At 45.6% G+C, this 20,558-nt stretch carries 14 protein-coding genes and 1 CRISPR repeat array; of the genes, 3 read left to right on the plus strand and 11 right to left on the minus strand.

What is annotated here, in order from left to right; all coding sequences use genetic code 11:
* Positions 1-192: 192 nt before the first annotated feature.
* Entirely contained in the window at positions 193-1,203 is a 1,011-nt protein-coding gene (hemB, locus tag ACOQOZ_RS15460) for a porphobilinogen synthase (protein ID WP_420589052.1), read from the minus strand.
* Positions 1,204-1,618: 415 nt separating this feature from the next.
* Here hemB and ACOQOZ_RS15465 point away from each other — a divergent pair, with 415 nt between their 5' ends.
* Positions 1,619-2,116, plus strand: coding sequence for a thioesterase family protein (locus ACOQOZ_RS15465; protein WP_420589053.1), 498 nt, complete (start codon positions 1,619-1,621; stop codon positions 2,114-2,116).
* 158 nt (positions 2,117-2,274) lie between these two features.
* Positions 2,275-3,795, plus strand: coding sequence for an ArnT family glycosyltransferase (locus ACOQOZ_RS15470; protein WP_420589054.1), 1,521 nt, complete (start codon positions 2,275-2,277; stop codon positions 3,793-3,795).
* A gap of 25 nt (positions 3,796-3,820) precedes the next feature.
* Here ACOQOZ_RS15470 and ACOQOZ_RS15475 read toward each other — a convergent pair whose 3' ends face one another.
* Complete coding sequence (locus ACOQOZ_RS15475) at positions 3,821-4,471, minus strand: cupin domain-containing protein (RefSeq protein WP_420589055.1); 651 nt, start codon at positions 4,469-4,471, stop codon at positions 3,821-3,823.
* 159 nt (positions 4,472-4,630) lie between these two features.
* Here ACOQOZ_RS15475 and ACOQOZ_RS15480 point away from each other — a divergent pair, with 159 nt between their 5' ends.
* Positions 4,631-5,575, plus strand: a complete 945-nt coding sequence (locus tag ACOQOZ_RS15480) for a diguanylate cyclase domain-containing protein (RefSeq protein ID WP_420589056.1) — start codon at positions 4,631-4,633, stop codon at positions 5,573-5,575.
* Between the two features lie 394 nt (positions 5,576-5,969).
* Here ACOQOZ_RS15480 and ACOQOZ_RS15485 read toward each other — a convergent pair whose 3' ends face one another.
* The 9 genes from ACOQOZ_RS15485 to ACOQOZ_RS15525 form a co-directional block, all read right to left on the minus strand.
* On the minus strand, positions 5,970-6,884 hold the full coding sequence (locus ACOQOZ_RS15485; protein WP_420589057.1) for a type IV secretory system conjugative DNA transfer family protein: 915 nt from the start codon (positions 6,882-6,884) through the stop codon (positions 5,970-5,972).
* Between the two features lie 73 nt (positions 6,885-6,957).
* On the minus strand, positions 6,958-8,010 hold the full coding sequence (locus ACOQOZ_RS15490) for a hypothetical protein (RefSeq protein WP_420589058.1): 1,053 nt from the start codon (positions 8,008-8,010) through the stop codon (positions 6,958-6,960).
* Between the two features lie 92 nt (positions 8,011-8,102).
* On the minus strand, positions 8,103-8,678 hold the full coding sequence (locus tag ACOQOZ_RS15495; protein WP_420589059.1) for an outer membrane beta-barrel protein: 576 nt from the start codon (positions 8,676-8,678) through the stop codon (positions 8,103-8,105).
* A 130-nt stretch (positions 8,679-8,808) separates the two neighbouring features.
* Complete coding sequence (locus tag ACOQOZ_RS15500; protein ID WP_420589060.1) at positions 8,809-12,144, minus strand: hypothetical protein; 3,336 nt, start codon at positions 12,142-12,144, stop codon at positions 8,809-8,811.
* A 369-nt stretch (positions 12,145-12,513) separates the two neighbouring features.
* Positions 12,514-13,347, minus strand: a complete 834-nt coding sequence (locus ACOQOZ_RS15505; RefSeq protein WP_420589061.1) for a hypothetical protein — start codon at positions 13,345-13,347, stop codon at positions 12,514-12,516.
* 147 nt (positions 13,348-13,494) lie between these two features.
* On the minus strand, positions 13,495-13,776 hold the full coding sequence (cas2, locus tag ACOQOZ_RS15510) for a CRISPR-associated endonuclease Cas2 (RefSeq protein WP_420589062.1): 282 nt from the start codon (positions 13,774-13,776) through the stop codon (positions 13,495-13,497).
* Between the two features lie 24 nt (positions 13,777-13,800).
* Positions 13,801-14,578: direct repeats of the CRISPR family, unit length 35 nt; unit sequence GTCTCACTGCCTTAGCGGCTTAGTGCTGCTGAATC.
* A 235-nt stretch (positions 14,579-14,813) separates the two neighbouring features.
* On the minus strand, positions 14,814-17,804 hold the full coding sequence (gene cas1 / locus ACOQOZ_RS15515) for a CRISPR-associated endonuclease Cas1 (RefSeq protein ID WP_420589063.1): 2,991 nt from the start codon (positions 17,802-17,804) through the stop codon (positions 14,814-14,816).
* 10 nt (positions 17,805-17,814) lie between these two features.
* On the minus strand, positions 17,815-18,360 hold the full coding sequence (locus tag ACOQOZ_RS15520) for a 3'-5' exoribonuclease domain-containing protein (protein WP_420589064.1): 546 nt from the start codon (positions 18,358-18,360) through the stop codon (positions 17,815-17,817).
* A 5-nt stretch (positions 18,361-18,365) separates the two neighbouring features.
* Positions 18,366-20,558: a TIGR03986 family CRISPR-associated RAMP protein gene (locus ACOQOZ_RS15525; protein ID WP_420589065.1), complete on the minus strand. Its 2,193-nt coding sequence runs from the start codon at positions 20,556-20,558 to the stop codon at positions 18,366-18,368.

Genomic DNA, 20,558 nt, shown 5'->3' on the forward strand with positions numbered 1-20,558 from the left:
ATCACTGCTATTTAAAGCTTACCTGATTCGTTATTTCGCTAAATCTGATGTATTCGGCACCAGTGCTTTAGTTATCAGAATTGTTTTTCTGAACAGGGACAGGATGTCCCGCTAGCATCAAGCGACAGGGACGTCGCACTGATGCGGTGGGGAAAAATAATTCCGATGAATAAAGCACACAGTGTTTAAAGTTTATCGATTCAGCCACTCCGCATACTGCTTAGCGTAATACGTCAGGATGCCATCGGCCCCCGCACGCTTAATGCTCAGCAGCGACTCATGCATCACAGCTTCATCATCTAACCAACCATTTTGTGCCGCCGCTTTGTGCATGGCGTATTCACCGCTTACCTGGTACACAAAAGTTGGTGCTTTTAATTCGTCTTTAATCCGGCGCACGATATCCAGGTACGGCATACCCGGTTTTACCATCACCATGTCTGCGCCTTCGGATAAATCCAGAGCAACTTCATGCAGCGCTTCATCGCTGTTCGCCGGATCCATCTGATAGGTCTTTTTGTCCGCCTTACCTAAGTTAGCGGCCGAACCCACAGCATCACGGAACGGGCCGTAATAAGCCGACGCGTATTTCGCTGAATACGCCATAATGCGGGTGTTCACAAAGGCTTCTTCTTCCAGCGCATCACGGATATCACCAATACGGCCATCCATCATGTCGGATGGTGCAACGATATCGGCACCGGCATCCGCATGGGATAACGCCTGCTGCACCAGAGTGTCGACGGTGCGATCGTTTAATACATAACCTTCGGCGTCGATAATGCCGTCCTGACCGTGAGTGGTGAACGGATCGAGCGCGACGTCAGTCATCACACCCATTTCCGGTACCGCATCTTTAATCGCACGGACGGCACGTTGTGCCAGACCATTCGGGTTAAAGGCTTCTTCCGCCAGCTCCGATTTTGCTTCTAACGGAGTAACCGGGAACAGTGCAACTGCGGGAATGCCCAGTTTGGCCAGGTGGCGAACTTCCTCAACCATCAGGTCGATGGATAAACGCTCAATGCCCGGCATTGATGGAATCGCTTCACGTTCCTGATGGCCTTCCAATACGAACATTGGGTAAATCAGGCTATCGACTGTCAGCTGAGTCTCACGCATTAAACGACGAGAAAAATCGTCGCGGCGCATACGGCGCATACGGGTCTCAGGGAACATGCGTTGGGCATCGCTAAAAGCCATGGAATCTCTCCGGAGGTATGAACTGATAAGTATGCCGATTGTAGCTCTAAGGGCCTGCTAACTCTATTGATCATAATTGAGTTCGTGGACTAGAGCCTGATATACCGCAAAGAATGGTTAGGTCGGTTACTTTATGACACCAATGTTACAGTTTTATGCCAGCCAGAGATGTTCGCCTGAGACTTGAGCAAGACGTGATCAGGATCAGAGCTGACGGTTTTGCACCGACGACTGAGCGAATTGGACAGGCCCCGGCGTCGCATCGGCAATTTACTCGCGGCCGATGGCTATATGACAATGCAGGCCGTCGGAAACAATAATAAACGACAACAGCTGAGTCGCTGGTGACATCCCATTGGTATACGCAAACGCGTAGCGGCTCGATGTAAAACAAGTGAAGGTACAAGGTGAGAATATGACTGACCACAGCCAGCGTGATGAAGTACAGGCAGAAGGGTTTACCAAAACGGAGTTGAATCTGACGATGAACTTTCTCGATCAGATTCCGTTTAACAAGTTACTCGGGCTGAAGCCTAAGCTACTGAGCAACGATCGTTGTGAATTCACCATGAGCATGAAAGATGATCTGGTCGGCAACTGGCTGCAGGGCATTCTGCATGGTGGCGCTATTTCCACGGCACTGGACGTAACCGGCGGCGCCATGGCATTGATTGCAACCTGGCAACGGATGAATCGTCACGAGATTCCAAAGGAACAGCGCCCTCAGCAACTATCCAAACTGGGCACCATCGATATGCGGGTCGACTTCTTACACCCGGGTAAAGGCAAAGAATTTGTCGCCAGCGCAACCTTGCTGCGTATCGGTAATAAAGTTGCCGTAACCCGTATGGAATTCCACAACGAAGAAGGTCAGTTAATTGCTGTCGGTACGGGCACTTATTTGACTGGCTAATTGAATGTCCGGCTAACTGAATATCAATGTAATAGCGGACAAGGAGAGCCGCTTTTGGTCCTGCTGCAGGTGGCTGAAAACTTTCATCTCTTTGCAATCAAACCGATGCACTATAGTTAAAAACCTGTCGTTCAGATCTTCGTAAATTCGGAGGGAGCATGGATCGTCCCTACAGCCCCGGCTACTCACCACTGAAGCTCAGCATTCGTCCCGTCAGTATCTATCTGCAATTACTGCTGGGATATTTCTTACTGCACACATTGATTCGTCTATGGCTGTCGCCAACCCTGACCTGGGACGAAGCGGAACAGGTTCATATGAGCGAGTTTTTGCTGATCAGCTACAACGCTCAACCGCCGTTATACACCTGGCTGCAACAAGCCTTCTTTGCGCTATTAGGTACCAATCTGCTGGCCGTGGTGGTGCTTAATAATCTGACGCTGGCGGCTATTCATGCGCTGGTATTTCTGCTGGTTTATCGCATCGGCAAACAGCGTATTACCGCATTTATCGCCTCTGGCTGTGTGTTGTTTATTCCGCCATTGGCGGTGCAGCCTCATCAGGATCTGACCCACACATTAATGGCAACGCTATCAACCTTGATGGTGGTTGCGTCGGTATTGTCGTTGCAGGAAAAACCATCCACAGCGCGTTACACAACCCTGGGTTTGGTGATTGGCTTAGCACTGTTATCGAAGCACAACATTGCGATGTTTCTGCTGCTGGTGTTAGCGACTGCCGCGTTTTCTACCCGACTGCAGCCACTGCTGCGGGATCGCCGCTTATGGCTGAGTGTTCTGATTGCGCTGGCGATTTTTCTGCCTCATGTGATCGCTGTGATTGTTCATTGGGATACCGAGGTGGCCCCCACCCTGAATAAAATGGCAGGGCGCCATCAGGATGCCGGTATTCTTATGGGTCTCGATCAGCTGCAGCAGCGTATTTTTAACTCACTCTGGTTGTTTATGATTGTCGCCGGGTTGTTATACCGCTTTGCCAGCACGCCTGTGGCAAAGGAATCCCTATGGCAGCGACACTGGTTACAGCATTTATTGCTGGCCATTTTGGTTGGTCTGTTGCTGTTGGTTTTTGCCGGTGCTCGTCATTTCAGGGAAGCCTGGCTACTGCCGTTTCTGGTGTTAATTCCGGTGTGGTTTGGTCTGGTGTTAACTCAGCGGCGCCTGAATTATCAAAAACTGTGGTTTGCTGCCATTACTCTGGCTGCGCTTGCCAGCCTCACTGTTGTGGCTGCCCGGGTGATGCAGGCGGACAAGCTGAATAAATTCTATCGGGTGAATTACCCTTATCAGGCGGTTATTGAAACACTGGCGGAGCGTAAGGTCGACTTCAGCGAGGCACAGATTCTGACCCGTTATGATGTTGATACCGGTAACCTCAAGCTCGCTTATCCACAGGCGACCATTGGCCTGACGCGTTTCCCGGCGTCGCTGGCGCGCCAGCCGTTAACCAGCGATGAAGTCTGGCTGGCCTGGTACGGCTATGAGATGGAGCAGGAGTTTGAAATTCCCGCCACGCTGAAAACGGGTTATCAACGCTGGTCGGGCTGTCAGGGGAATTTTGGTCAGGTACATGCGATTCAGGCGCCGATGCTGTACTCACAGAGCAAGGCGTTCTGGTTTCACTACGCCCGTGCCAGCGCCGACAAAAGCCGCTGTTGATTGGGCGAAAATGATATTCGTTGTATCAGTCGGGCAGGTGACCAACCTTCACCAGAATTAACGTATCCTGCTCGACGTAGGGGAAGTGTTTGCTCAGATGTGGGCTGCGCAACCAGCTACCTGCCGGATAGCGACCGTGTTCATCAATAAATTCACCGGAAATCACCAGAATTTCTTCACCACCCAAATGGGTATGTGGCTGGAATTTTTCACCGGCTGGCCAGAATACCAGAGCGGTCGATTCACCATTATGCTCATGCAGTGGTAATACCTTTAAGCCACCCATTCCCGGCAGAAATTCCGCATTGTGAGTATCAACGCGTACCTGCTGAGTATCGTCTGGCTGGAACTGATGTAACTTCACAAAAATGGTACAGCCATCTTTGCTGAATGGCGCGTGGATAAAACCTTCCGGGTTACGGATATAACTGCCTGCCGGGTAGTCGCCGCTTTCATCAGAAAACACACCCTCTAATACAAAGATTTCTTCCCCAAGCGGGTGCGGGTGGGCGTTAAAACTTGAGCCCGGCATATATTTCACAATGCTGGTGGCATGACCGCGTTCTGCCTCTTCGCGCGCCAGACGTTTACGTAATACGCCGGGCATCGGGCTTTGTGACCACTCCATGTCGTTGCTGTTAATAACCACACGCTGGCTGAAATCGAGGTTAAGCATAAGAGTCTCTGAACACGCTGTAACTTTATGACACTATTTTGTCGGATTTTTTCTGCGTAAGATGTGGCTTATATTGGATTTCACTGTTCCTTTTTGTCTGGCTGTAGGAAAAGACGGATAACAGCAGGAACCGAATCGCTAAGCTGCCATGGAGACCAGATGATGGAGGCACAATTTCAGCACAGCCTCGACTGTCTTGGGGCACTTCTCGATCATGTTCCTGATACTCTGTGTGTGATTAATCCACAGGGCGAAATCGTTTACGTTAATCAGCCCTGGGTTTCATTTGCGGCCAACAATGGCGCGGCGTCACGCGCCAATTACTGGATTGGTAAAAACTACCTCGACAATTCCAAAGCGGCAGCGGAGCAGGGGGATGGCTTTGCACATGTTGCACTCAGCGGCATTCTGGAAGTGGTGTCGGGTAGCAAAGAATGTTTCTCCTTCGAATACCCCTGCCACAGCGACGATGAGCGTCGCTGGTTCAAAATGTACGTGCGTGGTTTCGAGGTTGCTGGCCTGCGCTATTTTGTGATCTCCCACACCAATATTACCGAGCGGCGCTCAACCGAAGAGGCATTGCTGGCACAGGCGCGCATGGACGGCCTGACCAATATTGCCAACCGTCGCTACCTTGAGCAGTTTCTGCTGATGGAGTGGCGTCGCTGCGCCCGGCTTAAATTGCCGGTTTCTATTCTTTTAATCGATATCGATTACTTTAAACAATACAACGATGCTTATGGTCATCTGGCAGGTGACTCTTGCCTGAAAGATGTTGCCCGTTGTCTGCAAAAGCTGGCTCGTCGCCCGGGGGATTTATGTGCCCGTTACGGCGGCGAAGAATTTATTCTGGTGTTGGGCAACAGCGATTACGAACACGCGGAAATTATGGCCGAGCGGGTGTTGCGGGCCATTACCGAACTTAATCTGAGACATAACAAGTCCGATGTGGCGGATCATGTCACCGTGTCGGTTGGCTTGGCTACCTGTTTGCCAGAAACCACTGACGAAAAAGAGCAGTTATTATCCTGTGCCGATCAGATGTTGTATGGCGCGAAAGCCGCTGGCCGAAACCGGTTTGTTGGTCAGGATATTTCTTGTTAATAAATCGAAGGTACAAAAAAGCTGATTTTCAATAAACCCTAAGCAAGCAATTTGTATTGTCTGGAAGTTGGCCCCGACGTCTGAGTGATGGTTTGCACCGTTCAGATAGCAGGGGAGTGGTGAGGTAATTGATTTTATTGTTGACCAATGTTTGTCCGTTTAGAAGAATTACCTGTTCGTGAGGGGGTAACTCGAGCAGTTCTTGATAAGACATGTTGGTGAGCAGTGATATAGCTGCATCTGCGGCCAACCTTGTAGGTGCCCCGAATAGTTGCAGAACCTGGCTGTTGTTTACCAGTGTCGGCCAATCATCTTTGTAGAGATGTTGTAGCTGAGATAGGTCTTGCCAGAAACTCCAGGTTTGTAAACCTTAACCCCGCATCAAGGTGATTGCCTAGCGTAACGAATCGATAGGGCCAAGTTGGGCTATCTCATCAAGAAAGAAGATTGTAGGCAGCTCTGGGCGGGCTTTACGTTGAAATATTGCTCTGAAGATTGTCGCTATCCATAGTCTTAATACTGGTGCCTGATAATTAAGCATGTCTGGTGGCATCACAAGATATAAGGATACTGGCCGGTTATCAGTCAGTGCACTCAGATCAAACGACTGATAATTATTTAAAGCTCTGGCGGCCTCTCTACAGGCTAGCGGAGCAATACGTGATTGAGCGGTAGCCACAACAGAAGAAAAAACCCGGCTTTCCATTTTAAAACTGCTTTCCAGATTCCTTATCCCGGCTTTGCCTGAGGTCTGGAAGCGGGCAAAGAGTTCGTTGGGGTTACTACGCAGCTCGTTCATTAGAAAACAAAGCTCGTTAATATTACGTAACGGTGGTGGACACTCAAAAGCAATAAACAAAATCAGAGCTGATACCAGCTGCTCCGCACTCAAATCCCAAAATGGATCTTTGCTGGCTTTCCGGCCAATGATTGCTTCTGCAAGTAAGGTACTTTGAGCTATAGGCAGTTCCGAACCATTATAGGATTTACCATCATGCCCGTGGTTGAGAATCTGTAACGGATCCAGGCCCTGCTGCGACCCTGTGCCAGTGATGTCAAAAGGATCTATCACATATACATCCTGACCAATCGATCGTCTGTAATCGGCTGTTAATTGTGCCGCTTCTCCCTTGATATCAATACAAATTATTGACCCTGCGTAATTAAGCAGATTCGGAATTAATGCATTAACTCCCTTTCCCGATCCAGTATGGCCTATGGTCATTAAATGGGCTTCACCCGGAGCGTATAGAACCTTGTTGTTATTTGTACCAAGCAGCAAGCTATTTGAGTTAAATGTTTGAATCATAACGATCTCCATTGGAGAGTATTTATGACCAGGTTAGCGATAAATAAACATTATAGAGAGAAAGACAACCTTGTCAGACGTCTGGATCGCCACTTATAAACTGGATCAGGTGAGGAGGGAGGTGGATACCATACCGTGTGTGGTGGCGCTTGCCGATGCTATGAATAACATAGGCATCGGCTATGTCTCCCAGTACTTCATTAAAAGTTCGTTTGATCAGGGATACCTTTTCGAAAAAGTAATCTTTGGGAAAGCCGGAAGCCAGAGCATTTTCAGTTTTTTCGTAATGTGAAGAAAGCTCATCACAGTATTGCCGGTATATATTTAAAAACTCGGTGGACCTACCTTGATCATCGTAGCTGATAAACCCGGCATCAGGAGTGAATGTATTACCAGATCTTTTTCTTAAACGAACCATCCAGAAGTAAAAGGCAAATAGTAAGGGAGACATTTTTATAATGTGTGGCCCAACCTGAATATTTTGTCTATCTGGATAAATGGTTAGAATCTGTGGTGACAGTAATTTTCCTGTTTGAGATAATATATCATTAGTAATTTTTCCGCTTGCCATTGTAGCAGCATTAAGTCTTATAAATGGAATATTCTCCAGCTTAACTGAGGCAGAAGAAAACTGACGTTGTCTATCGACCGAAAGCGGGTCCCTCTGTCCTGGATAATAAAACTCTTTATGGTTATCATATTTTTTGTCAATTATCAATCGACACAAAGAATCTCCGGGAGAAGAGAATATAGAAAATAATTGGCTTAATTCTGGTAGTATTCTTTCATAACTTTTATCTACAACCCATAACAAGTGATTGGCAGGGTTACGACACTGTTCTTTCAAAAAATCTGCAACCCATATGTCCGGATTTTTACAGTCAATATACTCAAACATTATGTTATTAGTATTTAACCCCAGCTGCGTACAAAGGGGATTCCAGTGCGGCAGGGATTTGGCATTTCTTACTGTTTCATTCTGACAGTAAGAACTATGTAAAAAAATACAGTTTGGAATAAAAGGCTCTGGCATCATTGCGGCAGAATACAAACTGGAAAGAATGGCACCGGGCATCCGCTCAGAGCTGACAACCAGAGTCCTTTTAGGTTCGCTGAAAAGCTTCATAACAGCACCTGAGGTAATATCAATAAATGCACCACTCAGAACAAGTGGTGCAAAGCGTAGAGTTAGATTAAGTTTATTTTTTAAACTATTTTTCAATAGCCGAACGAAATTCCGGCACTGAGGAAGCTGATGTTATCGACAAGCTTATACTCGGCGGCAATAGCTACATCACTGCCTTTGAAGTTATCAAGAACATACTGAGCTCCAGCGCCAAAATATATGTTGTTTTTAATATCACTCTTAGCAGAAGATACTTCTTTTCCATTTACTTCCAGTTTGGCTTCACTTCGCATAAGCTCCATGCCAGAAATGCCATAGACAGTAGTATTACTCGTCAGCTGGTAGCCAAGGCGTGCGCCGACACCGATACCATGTAAGGTAGTGGATAGTTCCGAGTTTCCAGGTAAATCTTTAGATTCTTTACCGTAAATCGTATAACTGCCTTCGGCGCTGATTTTCAGGCGTTCGGGTAAGGCTTTAAAAGCAGCAACTGTTGATAAGTCGTAGCCTGCCTGGGCCTTTAAACCAAAGGTGTTGTCGGCGTTGCTGTCGTAGCTGGTTGTTCCCATGGCCGCATTGAGGTAAATCGGGTTGTTATCATCTGCAACAGTTGCGCCAGAAGCGGTAGTCAGCAGAGCTGATAACAGAGTTACTCTAATATGAGTCATAACGGTTTCCTTTTGAGTGACTTGTTGTAACCAGGGCCAGTCTACAAAAAAATTCCGAAAACCAAGGAAATGACAACCTTGTCGGATTGCCATTTCTGAAAACTATTTGTTATGCCTGTTGCGCCAGGCTTTAACTTTCTCCCAGCTCTTCATTGCCTTTATTTTTCCCTTTTTCCAGCCTGACCTGACCACCTCCCATGTGTGTTGCCTCAGGTTGGGACACTGATCGTTTTGTTGTTCTAACAGTACCGGCTGCTGCGGGTCGGGCAGGGGCTTGGGTGCTGCTGACTGAGCGTGTAGTTGACTGCTGCTCAGCAGTAGCAGACTGATGAGTATTGGTGACAGAAACTTCATCTTGACTTTCCTCGGGTTGTTGTACTGGGGAAGGTCTATGATGGGTTTTATTCGTTTCCGATGTATATCCGGCAAGCTTGTCAATATCCGAGCTGTTATTGTCAGTGTCGCTATTACTGAAATCGCCATAATCATCTGAGACAAACCGACAGATATGAAGCGATTCTTTGGCTAAAGAATCTTCTTCAAATGGTGGTGTCCAGTCCTCGCAAGGACTGACCAATACCAATCCGGAAAACAGTATGATATTTGCACTAACTACTGCATATAAAAGGTTGTTTTTTAATAATCGCTTAATCTTCCCGACTCGTTCAGAATCAAGAAATGTGGCAAAAAAAATTAAAATAGTGGTAAGCATTATTGATAAGTAAACCTTAATACCACCAATATCGTTATTATCGTAAGATAAAATCTGGAAAAATAAGGCTAACAGAGCAAAACCACCTACAATCAGGTTAAGGTTGTCGGATGAGTCCTGACGCCATTTGTTTTGCAATGAGTCAATATAGTCATCGGCCCAGCCCATTTCTTCTTTGATCAGATTGTATTCATGCTTAAGACCCAGAGCCTGTTTCTGCAGAGTAAAAATTTCCTTTCCCTGGGATTGCTGAGTTAACTGATCGAACCAGTAGCGGTTGGTAAATGAAATAAAGTCCCGGCGAATATCACGGAAGTCATCAAATGCCTTGCGTTGCGCCGAAGTATCCGTTCCTTTTAATGCTGCCGATTTTTTGGTTACTTCGCTACTGAAATGCCTCAAAGCGGAGTGATAAAACATCGCCATAATTAACATACGCAGGTACATTTGCGGAACGTGGTCTGGTGCAATAACGTTACTGAAAAACCAGCCACTACCGAGATAGGCATTACAGTAATCGTTATAGCCAGATTGATAACCGGCACCGTACCAGCGCCGGTATTTTTGTTGTTCAATCAGCTCTTCGGTAAAGTGTTTGTCATAAGCATACCCCTGATGGACAGTCCCGCTATCAACAAAATGGGCTAAAGCGAACTGGCGATCATATATTTGTCGTTGTTCTTCGGTAGCTGGTGTTAAACCGCTCAGGGCATAACTTACATTAACGTACATCCGGTTGTCCGGATATTGATTGATAGATTCCCGTAAGTAAGCTTGCAGTTCTTTGTTCTTATTAATGAAAAGATGGGATAATAATTGAATGATATTGTCAGAACCGGAGGAGCTGGAAGATTTATTCTCTTTGTCATAAGGAATAAAGGTTTCGTAGAGGTTACGTCGCTTCTCAGAAAACTTAAGCCAATGAATCAGCTGCATTGACTGAAGAAACTCAAGCGTGAGTGAATCTGAAAATACCAGGTCATACCACCAGGATGAAGTGTCTTTATCCGTTGTTAATCGTGCCCGGGGGAAAAACTTTTGATTGTTTTTTTCTGTATCAAAACATGGGTCATATCGCAACCCAGCCGATGGTGCATGGTCATCGGGTTCAGTGCTGAATGGAATAATCCAGTTGTTGTGAAATTCTTTATTGCCCTTTTTAAAAAAAGGCTCAAAGCCAATTTCTGCGATTCTGTCACCATTAAAGTTTTCATATAACCTCAAGCGATTAACGGAAGCGGTCACATCAACACTTTTTTCTGTATCTTCATCGATTCTTACTTTATAAGTAATTGATGATTTTCCAATATAACTTCTCTCAGCGATGTAGGCGATTTCTGAACGGTGTCTGAATTCTTTTATTGGACCAATTTCTTTATTTTTACTCTTGTTCTCTTCCAGTTCAAATATATTTTCTCTGAGATTAGAGTCCATATATTCGTAGTTAGCTTCGTCCAGAGCATGATGTTTTAAAGACTGGCTTCCCGTTTTATTGATGGCGTAGTTATTGTATTCATCGAATATTTTATTATATAAATATTCGCAGTTTCTATTGTCTTTGTCAGAAATTTCTTTGTAGCTTGATTTGATCTCGCTGAGAATGTTTTTTTGTTTTTCTTCGTAATAGTTATTTGTTGGAAAGTTATTACTATTCTGATGCTCTGTTTCAGTCGAGCTTTTATCTGAATTGTCACCTTCCTTGTAAGGTCTATATTTGTGAGCAGATTCGGTGGCTGGATTTATCTCACTGTTTCGCAACAAAGGCAGCATACAACTAAGGCCATAATGGCGCACAGGCCGCGACAGCTCCATGATAACTGCAAGGGCATCGTTAATAATATTGGATATCGGAAATGCCGAATCAGCGGCATTGTTACCGTATCTGGGTTCGAGAGAAAACAAGGTTGAATAGGGGTCGCGATTGCAGCTCAGCTGGAACAGTGTCTGATATTGGTTTGACTGACAGATCTCATGAAATACATTCTGATAGCGGCTGGAACCAGAGAATTCAACAGCAGTCACCTTATTGTAGAGCTCCCGAACTTCTGGCTCACTGTCGCACGGCTGAGGATAGTTTTCATCTTTGATATAAAATACCATCCAGTTATCAAAGAACAGCGGTTTGTTGGTTGCTGCTGATTCAATATAGTCTTTTTTGCTCAGGTGTATACGCAGTGCATCTATAAAAAATGGACGGTAGCGCTCTGGTGCAAGAATAAAAGTAATTTCTTCAAACTCCCGGAATATTACTTTATTTTTCCTGATGCTATTTTTAACCTGGTAAAGTTCTTTTTCTTTTTCTTTTTCTTTTTCTGTTTTTTTCTCTGTTTTTTTCTCTGTTTTTTTCAGCTCGATCCAGTTATCGATAAACTCCTGATACAGATAGCTCTGTTCTGATTGCGGGTTTAACAGGTTATAGTCCAGCCCTGTGTCAACATTTTCTGAGCCTGTGTCCTGCCATGCAATACAGCCCCTGACCGCCATCTCCATTTTGCGGATGGTTAACAACTCATCATAGCTGCTGCCTAACATGGATAAGCCAGGTAAATAATGATGGTCATTCATGGCTATTTTCAGTGCAAAATCATCCAGCTGCTGATCGCTAACCAGGCTATTAAACTGGTGCAATGAACTCAGCTGATCAAAGTTGTCACTTTGCTGGTCGGTATAGCTGTTATCTTTGATATCTATCCATTGCAGATTAAGAGATAAAATATGCTGCCGGAACCAGTGTGCTGATGCTTCAACCGCCACAAGAAAACGGCTGTTGTCGGCAATTTCTATATCACGGTAACTTTTACCTTCTGCCAGGCTGCCATCGGGATTCAGCTCCCTTAGCGGGCAGACATCCAGATCAATAGCCCACTCTCTGGCGGGGCCAACAAAAATCTGAATCTTCTGATAAAACGGGCTGTTGCTGTTATTGCGCAGCTGGTGTGCGCTACAGATGATATGACGACTTTCCAGATCATTATCCGGGCAGATCAGAGTAAAGGCTTCAGGCAGCATAAATATCCCTATTACCAGTGATGATAAAAAACTGATTATAGAGAAATCGGAGCGAAAAAAAAGCCGCGATATGCGGCTTTAAATGGTTCTTTGGCAACCTACCCAGTTATGGACTTAACTGATAACTTCCTGCTGACTTTCCGTCTGATATGCATTCTGGTTATCTGTATTTGGGTATTTTTGCTTGATAAAATTAAGCCAGCCTTTAAAACGGGCGATATAAAATTCGCCACCAAAGCCATCATTTTTATCGTATACAATATAATTCCGGCGACCACCACGCAGTACCAATTCATCTTCTGTGCCATCTTCGATTTCCCAATAACACAGAGTAGAGAATAGGTAGTTATCATTTACCAGGAAGCCAACGAAGTTTGGCATATAGTTGTACTGATACACTTCAATATTAACGTTATTGTAACCTTTGCGAGCGATGCGATCTTTAATTTTATTAATTTCGCTGACGGTATTGGTTACACCGCTGTAACGTGCATGAGATTTTTCAACCATGCCTAATACACTTTCGTCAATAACTGCAATTTCGATATTAACTTTCTTTTTATGCAGCTGGCTTTTAGCGTCATTTTCATCAAGAAAGTTTGCCAGAATTGGCCAACCGGAAATTCCGGCCACGGCAACATACTGGATATTTATCTCGCGTTCGTTCTGGATCAGGCGGTAGATTTCAGTCGAAAGGTCAGTAAATTCCAGTGTTGTTACCCGGTTGGAATTCTCCTGCAGCATATTAAGAATTTCGAACAATACGCCGATCATAATCAGCGATAAACCGAAAATAAGGGCGATCTGTATTTCCTGTTCAGCTTCTGATGGAATAAGGCCATCAGGCAGAACATCCACCAGAACCGCGAGAATCAGTATCAGTACTGAAATTTCCTTCTTAAATCCATCGTAAATAGCCCGCAGGCGGCTATAAAAGTCAGTCTCCATGTCTATCTCCTTTCTGATAATCTGACTATTAATAATTATATAGGGAGTAAAAGTAAAGTGCTCTGTTGGGGCAATAGCCGAACGTTTTGATTCAGCGCAGTAATACAATGGCAAAAGCCTGTAGCAGAGGTATTGCTTGCTATCTGTTCAGATAATAATACTGGCCGGAAATTCTTTTAATGGCCGTCCCTGGTAATCCTGGCTGTTTTTACGGCTTTCCGGCGGTAAAAAATAAAACCGCAGATCATCTCCGTTTTCCATATACGGCTGAATTTCACTTCTTAACAAAGATAATTCATTGTCGCGTTTTATCGCTACTTCAAAAACCGACTTCTGAATACGTTCGCCATATTCCAGCAGCAGGTTAGCAACCCGGCGACGGCTGCGGTTATTGCTGATATCAAAGCAGATTAAATAATATTTCAGCATAGTTAACTCCTTAAACAGCGGCTTTTAAAACTGCCTTAACGGCTTAGTGCTGCTAAATCTTTGATACTTTGCCTGAGATGACATCAAATTTGTGTCTCACTGCCTTAACGGCTTAGTGCTGCTGAATCCTTTTAAGGAAATTACTATGTTTCGTAAATTAGTCTCACTGCCTTAGCGGCTTAGTGCTGCTGAATCCTTCTTACTAACCCTCGTGGTGATACCTTTTAGTCTCACTGCCTTAGCGGCTTAGTGCTGCTGAATCAAATTCACCGTGCCGACACGCATTATCCATGGGTCTCACTGCCTTAGCGGCTTAGTGCTGCTGAATCATTCATTTTTCTAAATAAGGAAGCTTTATGCCGTCTCACTGCCTTAGCGGCTTAGTGCTGCTGAATCATGAAAAAAGTTCGAAGCAAAAAAAGAAAGAATGTCTCACTGCCTTAGCGGCTTAGTGCTGCTGAATCTTATGGTCTTACCACCAAATGTAAAACCTATTGTCTCACTGCCTTAGCGGCTTAGTGCTGCTGAATCTACAAAATGAAATTTTTCCAAAACACCAAAAAGTCTCACTGCCTTAGCGGCTTAGTGCTGCTGAATCAATGAAAAAAGTATTAACTCTGACTTCAGTTATGTCTCACTGCCTTAGCGGCTTAGTGCTGCTGAATCGAAACCTTCGATTCTTACTCAATTTATCCTGTAGTCTCACTGCCTTAGCGGCTTAGTGCTGCTGAATCTCTCAACTCCAATTAATAAAGCATTCACTTTCGGTCTCACTGCCTTAGCGGCTTAGTGCTGCTGAATCAGCACACACTATTTTTCCAACCTTATCAATCTCTTACCCGGCTATTTGGGCGACTCAGCAGATTCACTGTTCTGCACACACTGTTTTTTGCCAGTTAACAACCATAAATCAACGTTAAGTGTTTGATTTATATGGCTATGGCGACCGATTGTTAAAGAGCTTTGTCATCAGATTGCTACAACCCGTTAACATTGCAGCATTTATCTTTTAATCCGGTTAAAAGATAAAACACATATTAACGGTATCGCCAGGCTTTGAAAACACCCTGGCCACGTAACATCTCTTTCAGGCGGTTATTTTGCCAGCTGATATGTTCACATAAGCTTCCGGTTTTACCATCCCTGTCTTTTAGCTGGGTTTCAAAGCGGGAAGCCAGGCTGGCTAAAAACAGGCGTTTAGCCTGGGGTGCCATAATACAACCCCGGGCTTGCCAGGAAAAATCACCGACCTTTATTTGTTGGGTATTAATTAATGTCAGCGTTGTGCGTTCAACAATATGGCGGAAAGGTTCCATTAAATCGGCCGCCAGTGCACTGAAGCGGCCATGGCTGCGATGTAAAAAACCAATTTGTGGGCATAAACCATCAACCTGTATCAGAGCATCAACATTGGCATGCAGGCAGGTATAACCCAGGGATAACATCACATTAACCGGATCTTTGGGTGGCCGACGGTTGCGTTCGTTAAATTGCCATTGGGGTTCCAGCTGATTTTGTATTGTCGAAAAATAATAACGTGTCGCCAGTCCTTCCTGGCCCAGTATCTGCTCATTGCAGCTGGCACGTTGCAGCTGGCTGAGAGCCTGTCCTAATTGGGGTGGCACTGGCCAGCCTTTCTGGCGCAGGGTTTCCTGTTGGTGGCGTATCCGGGCGTTAATAATTTCTTTGCTGATATGCAGGCACAGGGAGTGGTTGTTGCTGGCGCTTTGTTGTTGCAACCAGAGTTTGTGGCCGTTAACCGGCTGTCCATGGCTGAGCTGTCCCTGATAACGACCCCGAAAGTCGGTCAGGTGAATGGGTACCTGATGCTGCAGTGCTTTTAACATAGCGGGGTGGGTAATATGGTGCTGGCCTAATAATAATACTGCTCGTAAGCCGCGCCAGGGCACGTTAATCAGGGTTTCATCTTCGCGGCTAACCACTAGCCGTTCGTTGCGGTTGCTGAGCACGCAGTTTTTGCCGGTTATGGTAATCAGGCTACCGAGCTGATTACGCAAACCAACGGCATAGGGTTGCTGATTATTATAAACCGGTAACGGATTTTGCGCGGCTGTTGTCGCTTCTGCACCTGTTTCTGAACCCGTCTGGTGTTGCTGTTGCCAGGCAGCTAACCAACCGCTGGTCTGATCTTTATTGGCTGCGTTGTGCGGGTCGTTTTGTTTGTATTCACTACCAACGTCCAGCACCAGATCGTTACAGAATAAATAACCGATAAAATGAAAACCACGCTCGAAAGAGGTGATCCGGGTTTTGGATTTTTTCAGCGTCAGGCCATGTTCATTTAACGATTTTAACGCAGCGAGCTGTGCTTTTTCTGCCTGCTGTTGTGTCTTGCAGGTAACAATAAAATCGTCGGCAAAACGGATCGTATTAAAGCCCTGGCGTTTCATATCGGCATCAAAATCATCCAGCATCAAATTAGCCAGTAGCGGACTAATGGGGGACCCCTGGGGCAGGCCTTTGTCACGTTGTACTGTTTTTTGCTGGAATTTAACCGGCGCTGCCAGCCATTGCATCAGCCAATAAATCAGCGGGTCATCCGGAAATAATGCCTGTAGCCGGCAGGCTATATGATGGTGTTCAACCTGATCAAAAAATGCATCGATATCAGCATCTAATACCCAGCCTGCTCCCTGGCGGTAGGCACGCTGAATCTGATCGGCGGCGCTTTGTCGTGAATATCCTTTACGGTAGCCAAAACTGCGGTCGCCCATCAGGCGGTCTAACATAGCGCCCAGCTTCGTTGCTACGGCCCGCTGAATAATACGATCACCAAACGGTGGTACTGCCAGTGCCCGGATACCTCCCTGGGGTTTGTCGACCAGATAACCGGATAAACCGGGTACCTGATACTCTCCGGCGAGAATCTGACTGGCACGACGGCGGATTGAATCGGGCAATTCGTCAGAATAAAAAGAGCTGTCTTGTTCCAGTTGTTGGGTTTCGTATTGCCATTTATAACGGCGGTTAATCGGTGATGTTTTTTTATCCCGCCAGGCTTGTTGTAAGCTGGATTCGTTTAACAATCCGGGTAATAAGCTTTGTGCTGCTGCCAAGCGGCGATAAGTTCTGCCGCCTTCATCCGTTTGTAACCAATAACGGCCCCAGCCATAACTGCGTTTAACCCCCAGGCCAAGGTACTGACCCAGAATTAACAGCTGGTACCAGAAGCTGTCAGTATCTGCGGGCAGGCTAATGGTATGATGGCCCAATAACCCGCCCATTTGTTCATCTTTGTTATGGCTGTCTATCCAAAAACAATAATGTTGCTGTTGGCTTATTTCCGGAGCTGGTGGCCGGGGCGGTAACACCTGTAACTGGCGTTCACGTAGCAGGGTGTTACAGGCATCGTACAAGCGGTTAAATAATAATTCGCCACTCAGATCACTGGCATCGGCGCAATAACGATCATCGTTGTAACGTTGTTGATTATTTTTTGCTTTTAATATTTTCGCCGGGCTTAACCAATGCCAGGAAAAATCTTGCTGTTGTTGCCAGATTGCACTTTCGGTTTGTAGCTGCTGTTCAGCGTATTGGCTCAGGTATTCAGTATCGGTAATCACCTGCTGAGTAAAATTATCGGTTAGCTGATGCAGGCGGATATTGTCAGTGAAAAAATCCGATTTTTTGTTGTTACCAGCGAGTGATACCGGCAGCGCTTTGAGACGATTGACCAGGTGAAATAACAAAGCTTCACTGCCCGGCAGAGCAATAATTGAGAAATGATATAATTCACCCGGCTGATATTCCAGCCGACCATTTTCCGGAACATCAATTAACAGGTAGCGGCTCAGCTCGCTATTGGCAAAAGGCATTTGCCGCTCTGCGGCTGTATTGCCACGAATTAACCGTCGGATTAAGGCATTAACCGCGCTGTTGTGGTGAAAACGGCACTGGCTATGGCGCACAAACTCCAGACATACACCGAGAGATTGTAATGGCAATAACTGGTTCAGCAGAGTGCTGGAATTGCCCGAATTATGCTGCAGCGGCGGGGAAGAATTCATAACGCGCCGGTTAGTCCAGTTTGAGCTTTTGGTAACAGGCCTGCAGTACCCTGGCATCCCATAAGGCGTTATGCTTTTGATTATCCTGATGAGGCTGCATGGCAGCAAACTGTTCGCGGTTTATATCCGGGTCGATGCCTTTGAGGCGTAACGCGGTTGATAAATCGGCAACCATATAATGAATATTGCCGGGGATATGTAACGCACCACCAAACAGTTGACAAAACAGTACCCAATCCCAGGCCGGACAATCTGCCCATATCTGGATGGCATCAAATTGTGTTAACCAGGTTTGCAGTGCGTTTTTGATATACTGGCGGTCGCCATAACACAAGGTCTGGTTTTCCTGCTGCTGAACGAAAGGGGTGGGTTTATCCGCGATCCAGCGGCAGTGGTTGATAACGTTTTCTTGCAGCCAATCATCAACTTGCTGGTAATTAAAATCGTTAAATTCGGCATAAAAGGTTTTGCCACATTCACTGATCAACGCCAGGCTGATAAGGCTGGTATCCTGTTGTAAACCGGTAAACTCGCTGTCGTAAAATAGATTAGTCATAGTAGTTAGTTGCGCTTGTAGGTATTGTTATTATTTTTCTGTTGTTTGGGCGGCTCTTTGTTTTCTTTCAATGGTGCTAGCTTGTCTTCCGCCGAACGCTTACCGCCCAAATGCTGACTGGTTACGTCTTTGTGGTCGTTGTTAACAAACCATTTAAAAATATCGGAACCTTTTTCAGGCAAAGGGTAATGTACCGGTACGTCTTTTTGCAAAGAAGCGGTTCTACCCAGTTGCAATAAATAGGCTTGTTTATCACTATCAATCAGTTGTTGGTTTTGCAGCCAATGCTGGTCTCCGACACTGCGCCAACCGGCTTTGATGCTTGGCCCGACACCTTTGCTGTTTAATTCCTGCAGCTGATAACGTTGTTCAGTTTTTAACGGCTTGATGTGGATATCTTTCACCTGCACCATGCCCAAGCCAAGCGGTTTGCCCATGCCTAAGCGGTGAATAAAATCTTCCCCTGGGTTCAGGCTCTGGCACAGCAGATTCAGCTCGGCGTCGGTTAAATTTTGGAAGTCAATTTCAAAGCTGAAATCCAAACCTTTGGCAACCGGGTAGACCTTACTTTTCAGGTGGTCTGTTGCTCCTTGGGTATAAAAATCCTGTGGTGAATATTGCAGTTTTTCCGGGTGGGGTAAATAACGTTTCCAGCCATTGGGGATGGCGTTGTTACGCTGATCGGGATTTGCCATGGTTTGTTTATTGACCAGTTCCCCTTGTGCGGTCGAAAAATACATAGCCGGTGAGGGTGCTTTCGGCGAATTGAGGGTATCCAATACAATAGCGTTTTGCCCACAATGGTGTTCGTTGACTTTGATTGTTTGCTCAAAGGCACCATTGTGAAAACGCAGGCGCGATGCCAGGGTGATGGTTTCGCGGACTTTTTTGCTGTCTTCAACAATGCCAAACAGCACCTCCGCTGGTGATAGCTGGATAGCCTGTTCTTGCTGCTGGTCTTGTTCTTTTTTGTTGTCTTGCTTTGCCCTGCGTTGAGCAATGCTGCCATAGTCCCCCAGGTAGTCGGCACTCTCGCCTAATTCATCACGCCATAAGCTAGAGTACGCCAGGTTGGAAACCTGGAGCTGACCTTCGTTATCTTTGATATCGAAATAGATCAGATCACCGGATTGCACCTTACGAAACTCATCCTCGTTTCCTTTGGCGCTGCCAACAGGGCGATAAGGCAGGCTGTTATCCTCTTCATAACGGGCTTCGGCAATGGTATGAAAGCGCTCTAATACCTCGGATGGGATAGGAATACGCTTACGCTGTTTTATTTTTTCTTTATCGTAAGGAATAAACCATTCGTGTTTTTTGCCCCATAAGCGGTCATTAACTGGCGCTCCAGAGGCGTAGATTATGCCAGCGACTTCGCTGCTTCTTTCCTGATGTTTTTTAGGCAGTATTTTTTTATTCTGAAAAATATTTTGCGCTAACAAATAATGGGACTTAGGCCGGTTATTTGGTTCTTGGATTTTAATATGAAAACTGTTATTGTGGAAAATCTTGCCATTGAGTGAAATTCTTCGCACATTGTCATTGAGCGGTAAATAAAAAATGGGTTTGGATTGTAAATCCTCATCTTTCCAGAGTATTTTTCCTTTGTCTCTTTTATTGTATTCGCCAATATATACCCCTAAACATTCATGTAATGATGAGCAATCATCAAACGCGGTTCGCCACTTTTTATCTACGTAAAAACATTTTCTATCTTTATTCTCTTTGTAAGAGAGCGTCGGTAATTTTAATGGAATAATAAAATAATTGTCGTCACTATCGACTTCTAATTCGCCAATCGCAGATAGCGCGTTCCCCATGGCTGTGCGGCCACTGTATTGGCTGCTATTGGCGACTCTTAAGGGCGAGTCGGATAATATTTCCGCCACATTGGCGATCATGCCGCGCAATGAACTGCCAGGGATCGCCAGTTCACCACCGATATGAAAGGGTATGATGTCGTTGGGGGTCTTATTGTTTTTATTTCCTTTTTTCTGCTCGCCACCAATGGCTAAAGGGCTGAGGGTTTTACAGCGCACTTTTAATGTGCCTGAGTTTAATTCTGGTAGCAGCGCATCGTGGCGAACCTGAGTCAGGCCATTGTTGATGTCTCTGGGGTCAAGATCATTCGATTTCTTACGCTTACCCTGATCAGAGAAAGGCACAAAATGATACGGGTTATAAAAGTGTGTCGTCAT

It is taken from the genome of Bacterioplanoides sp. (assembly GCF_965219715.1).
Taxonomy (GTDB): Bacteria; Pseudomonadota; Gammaproteobacteria; order Pseudomonadales; family Oceanobacteraceae; genus Bacterioplanoides.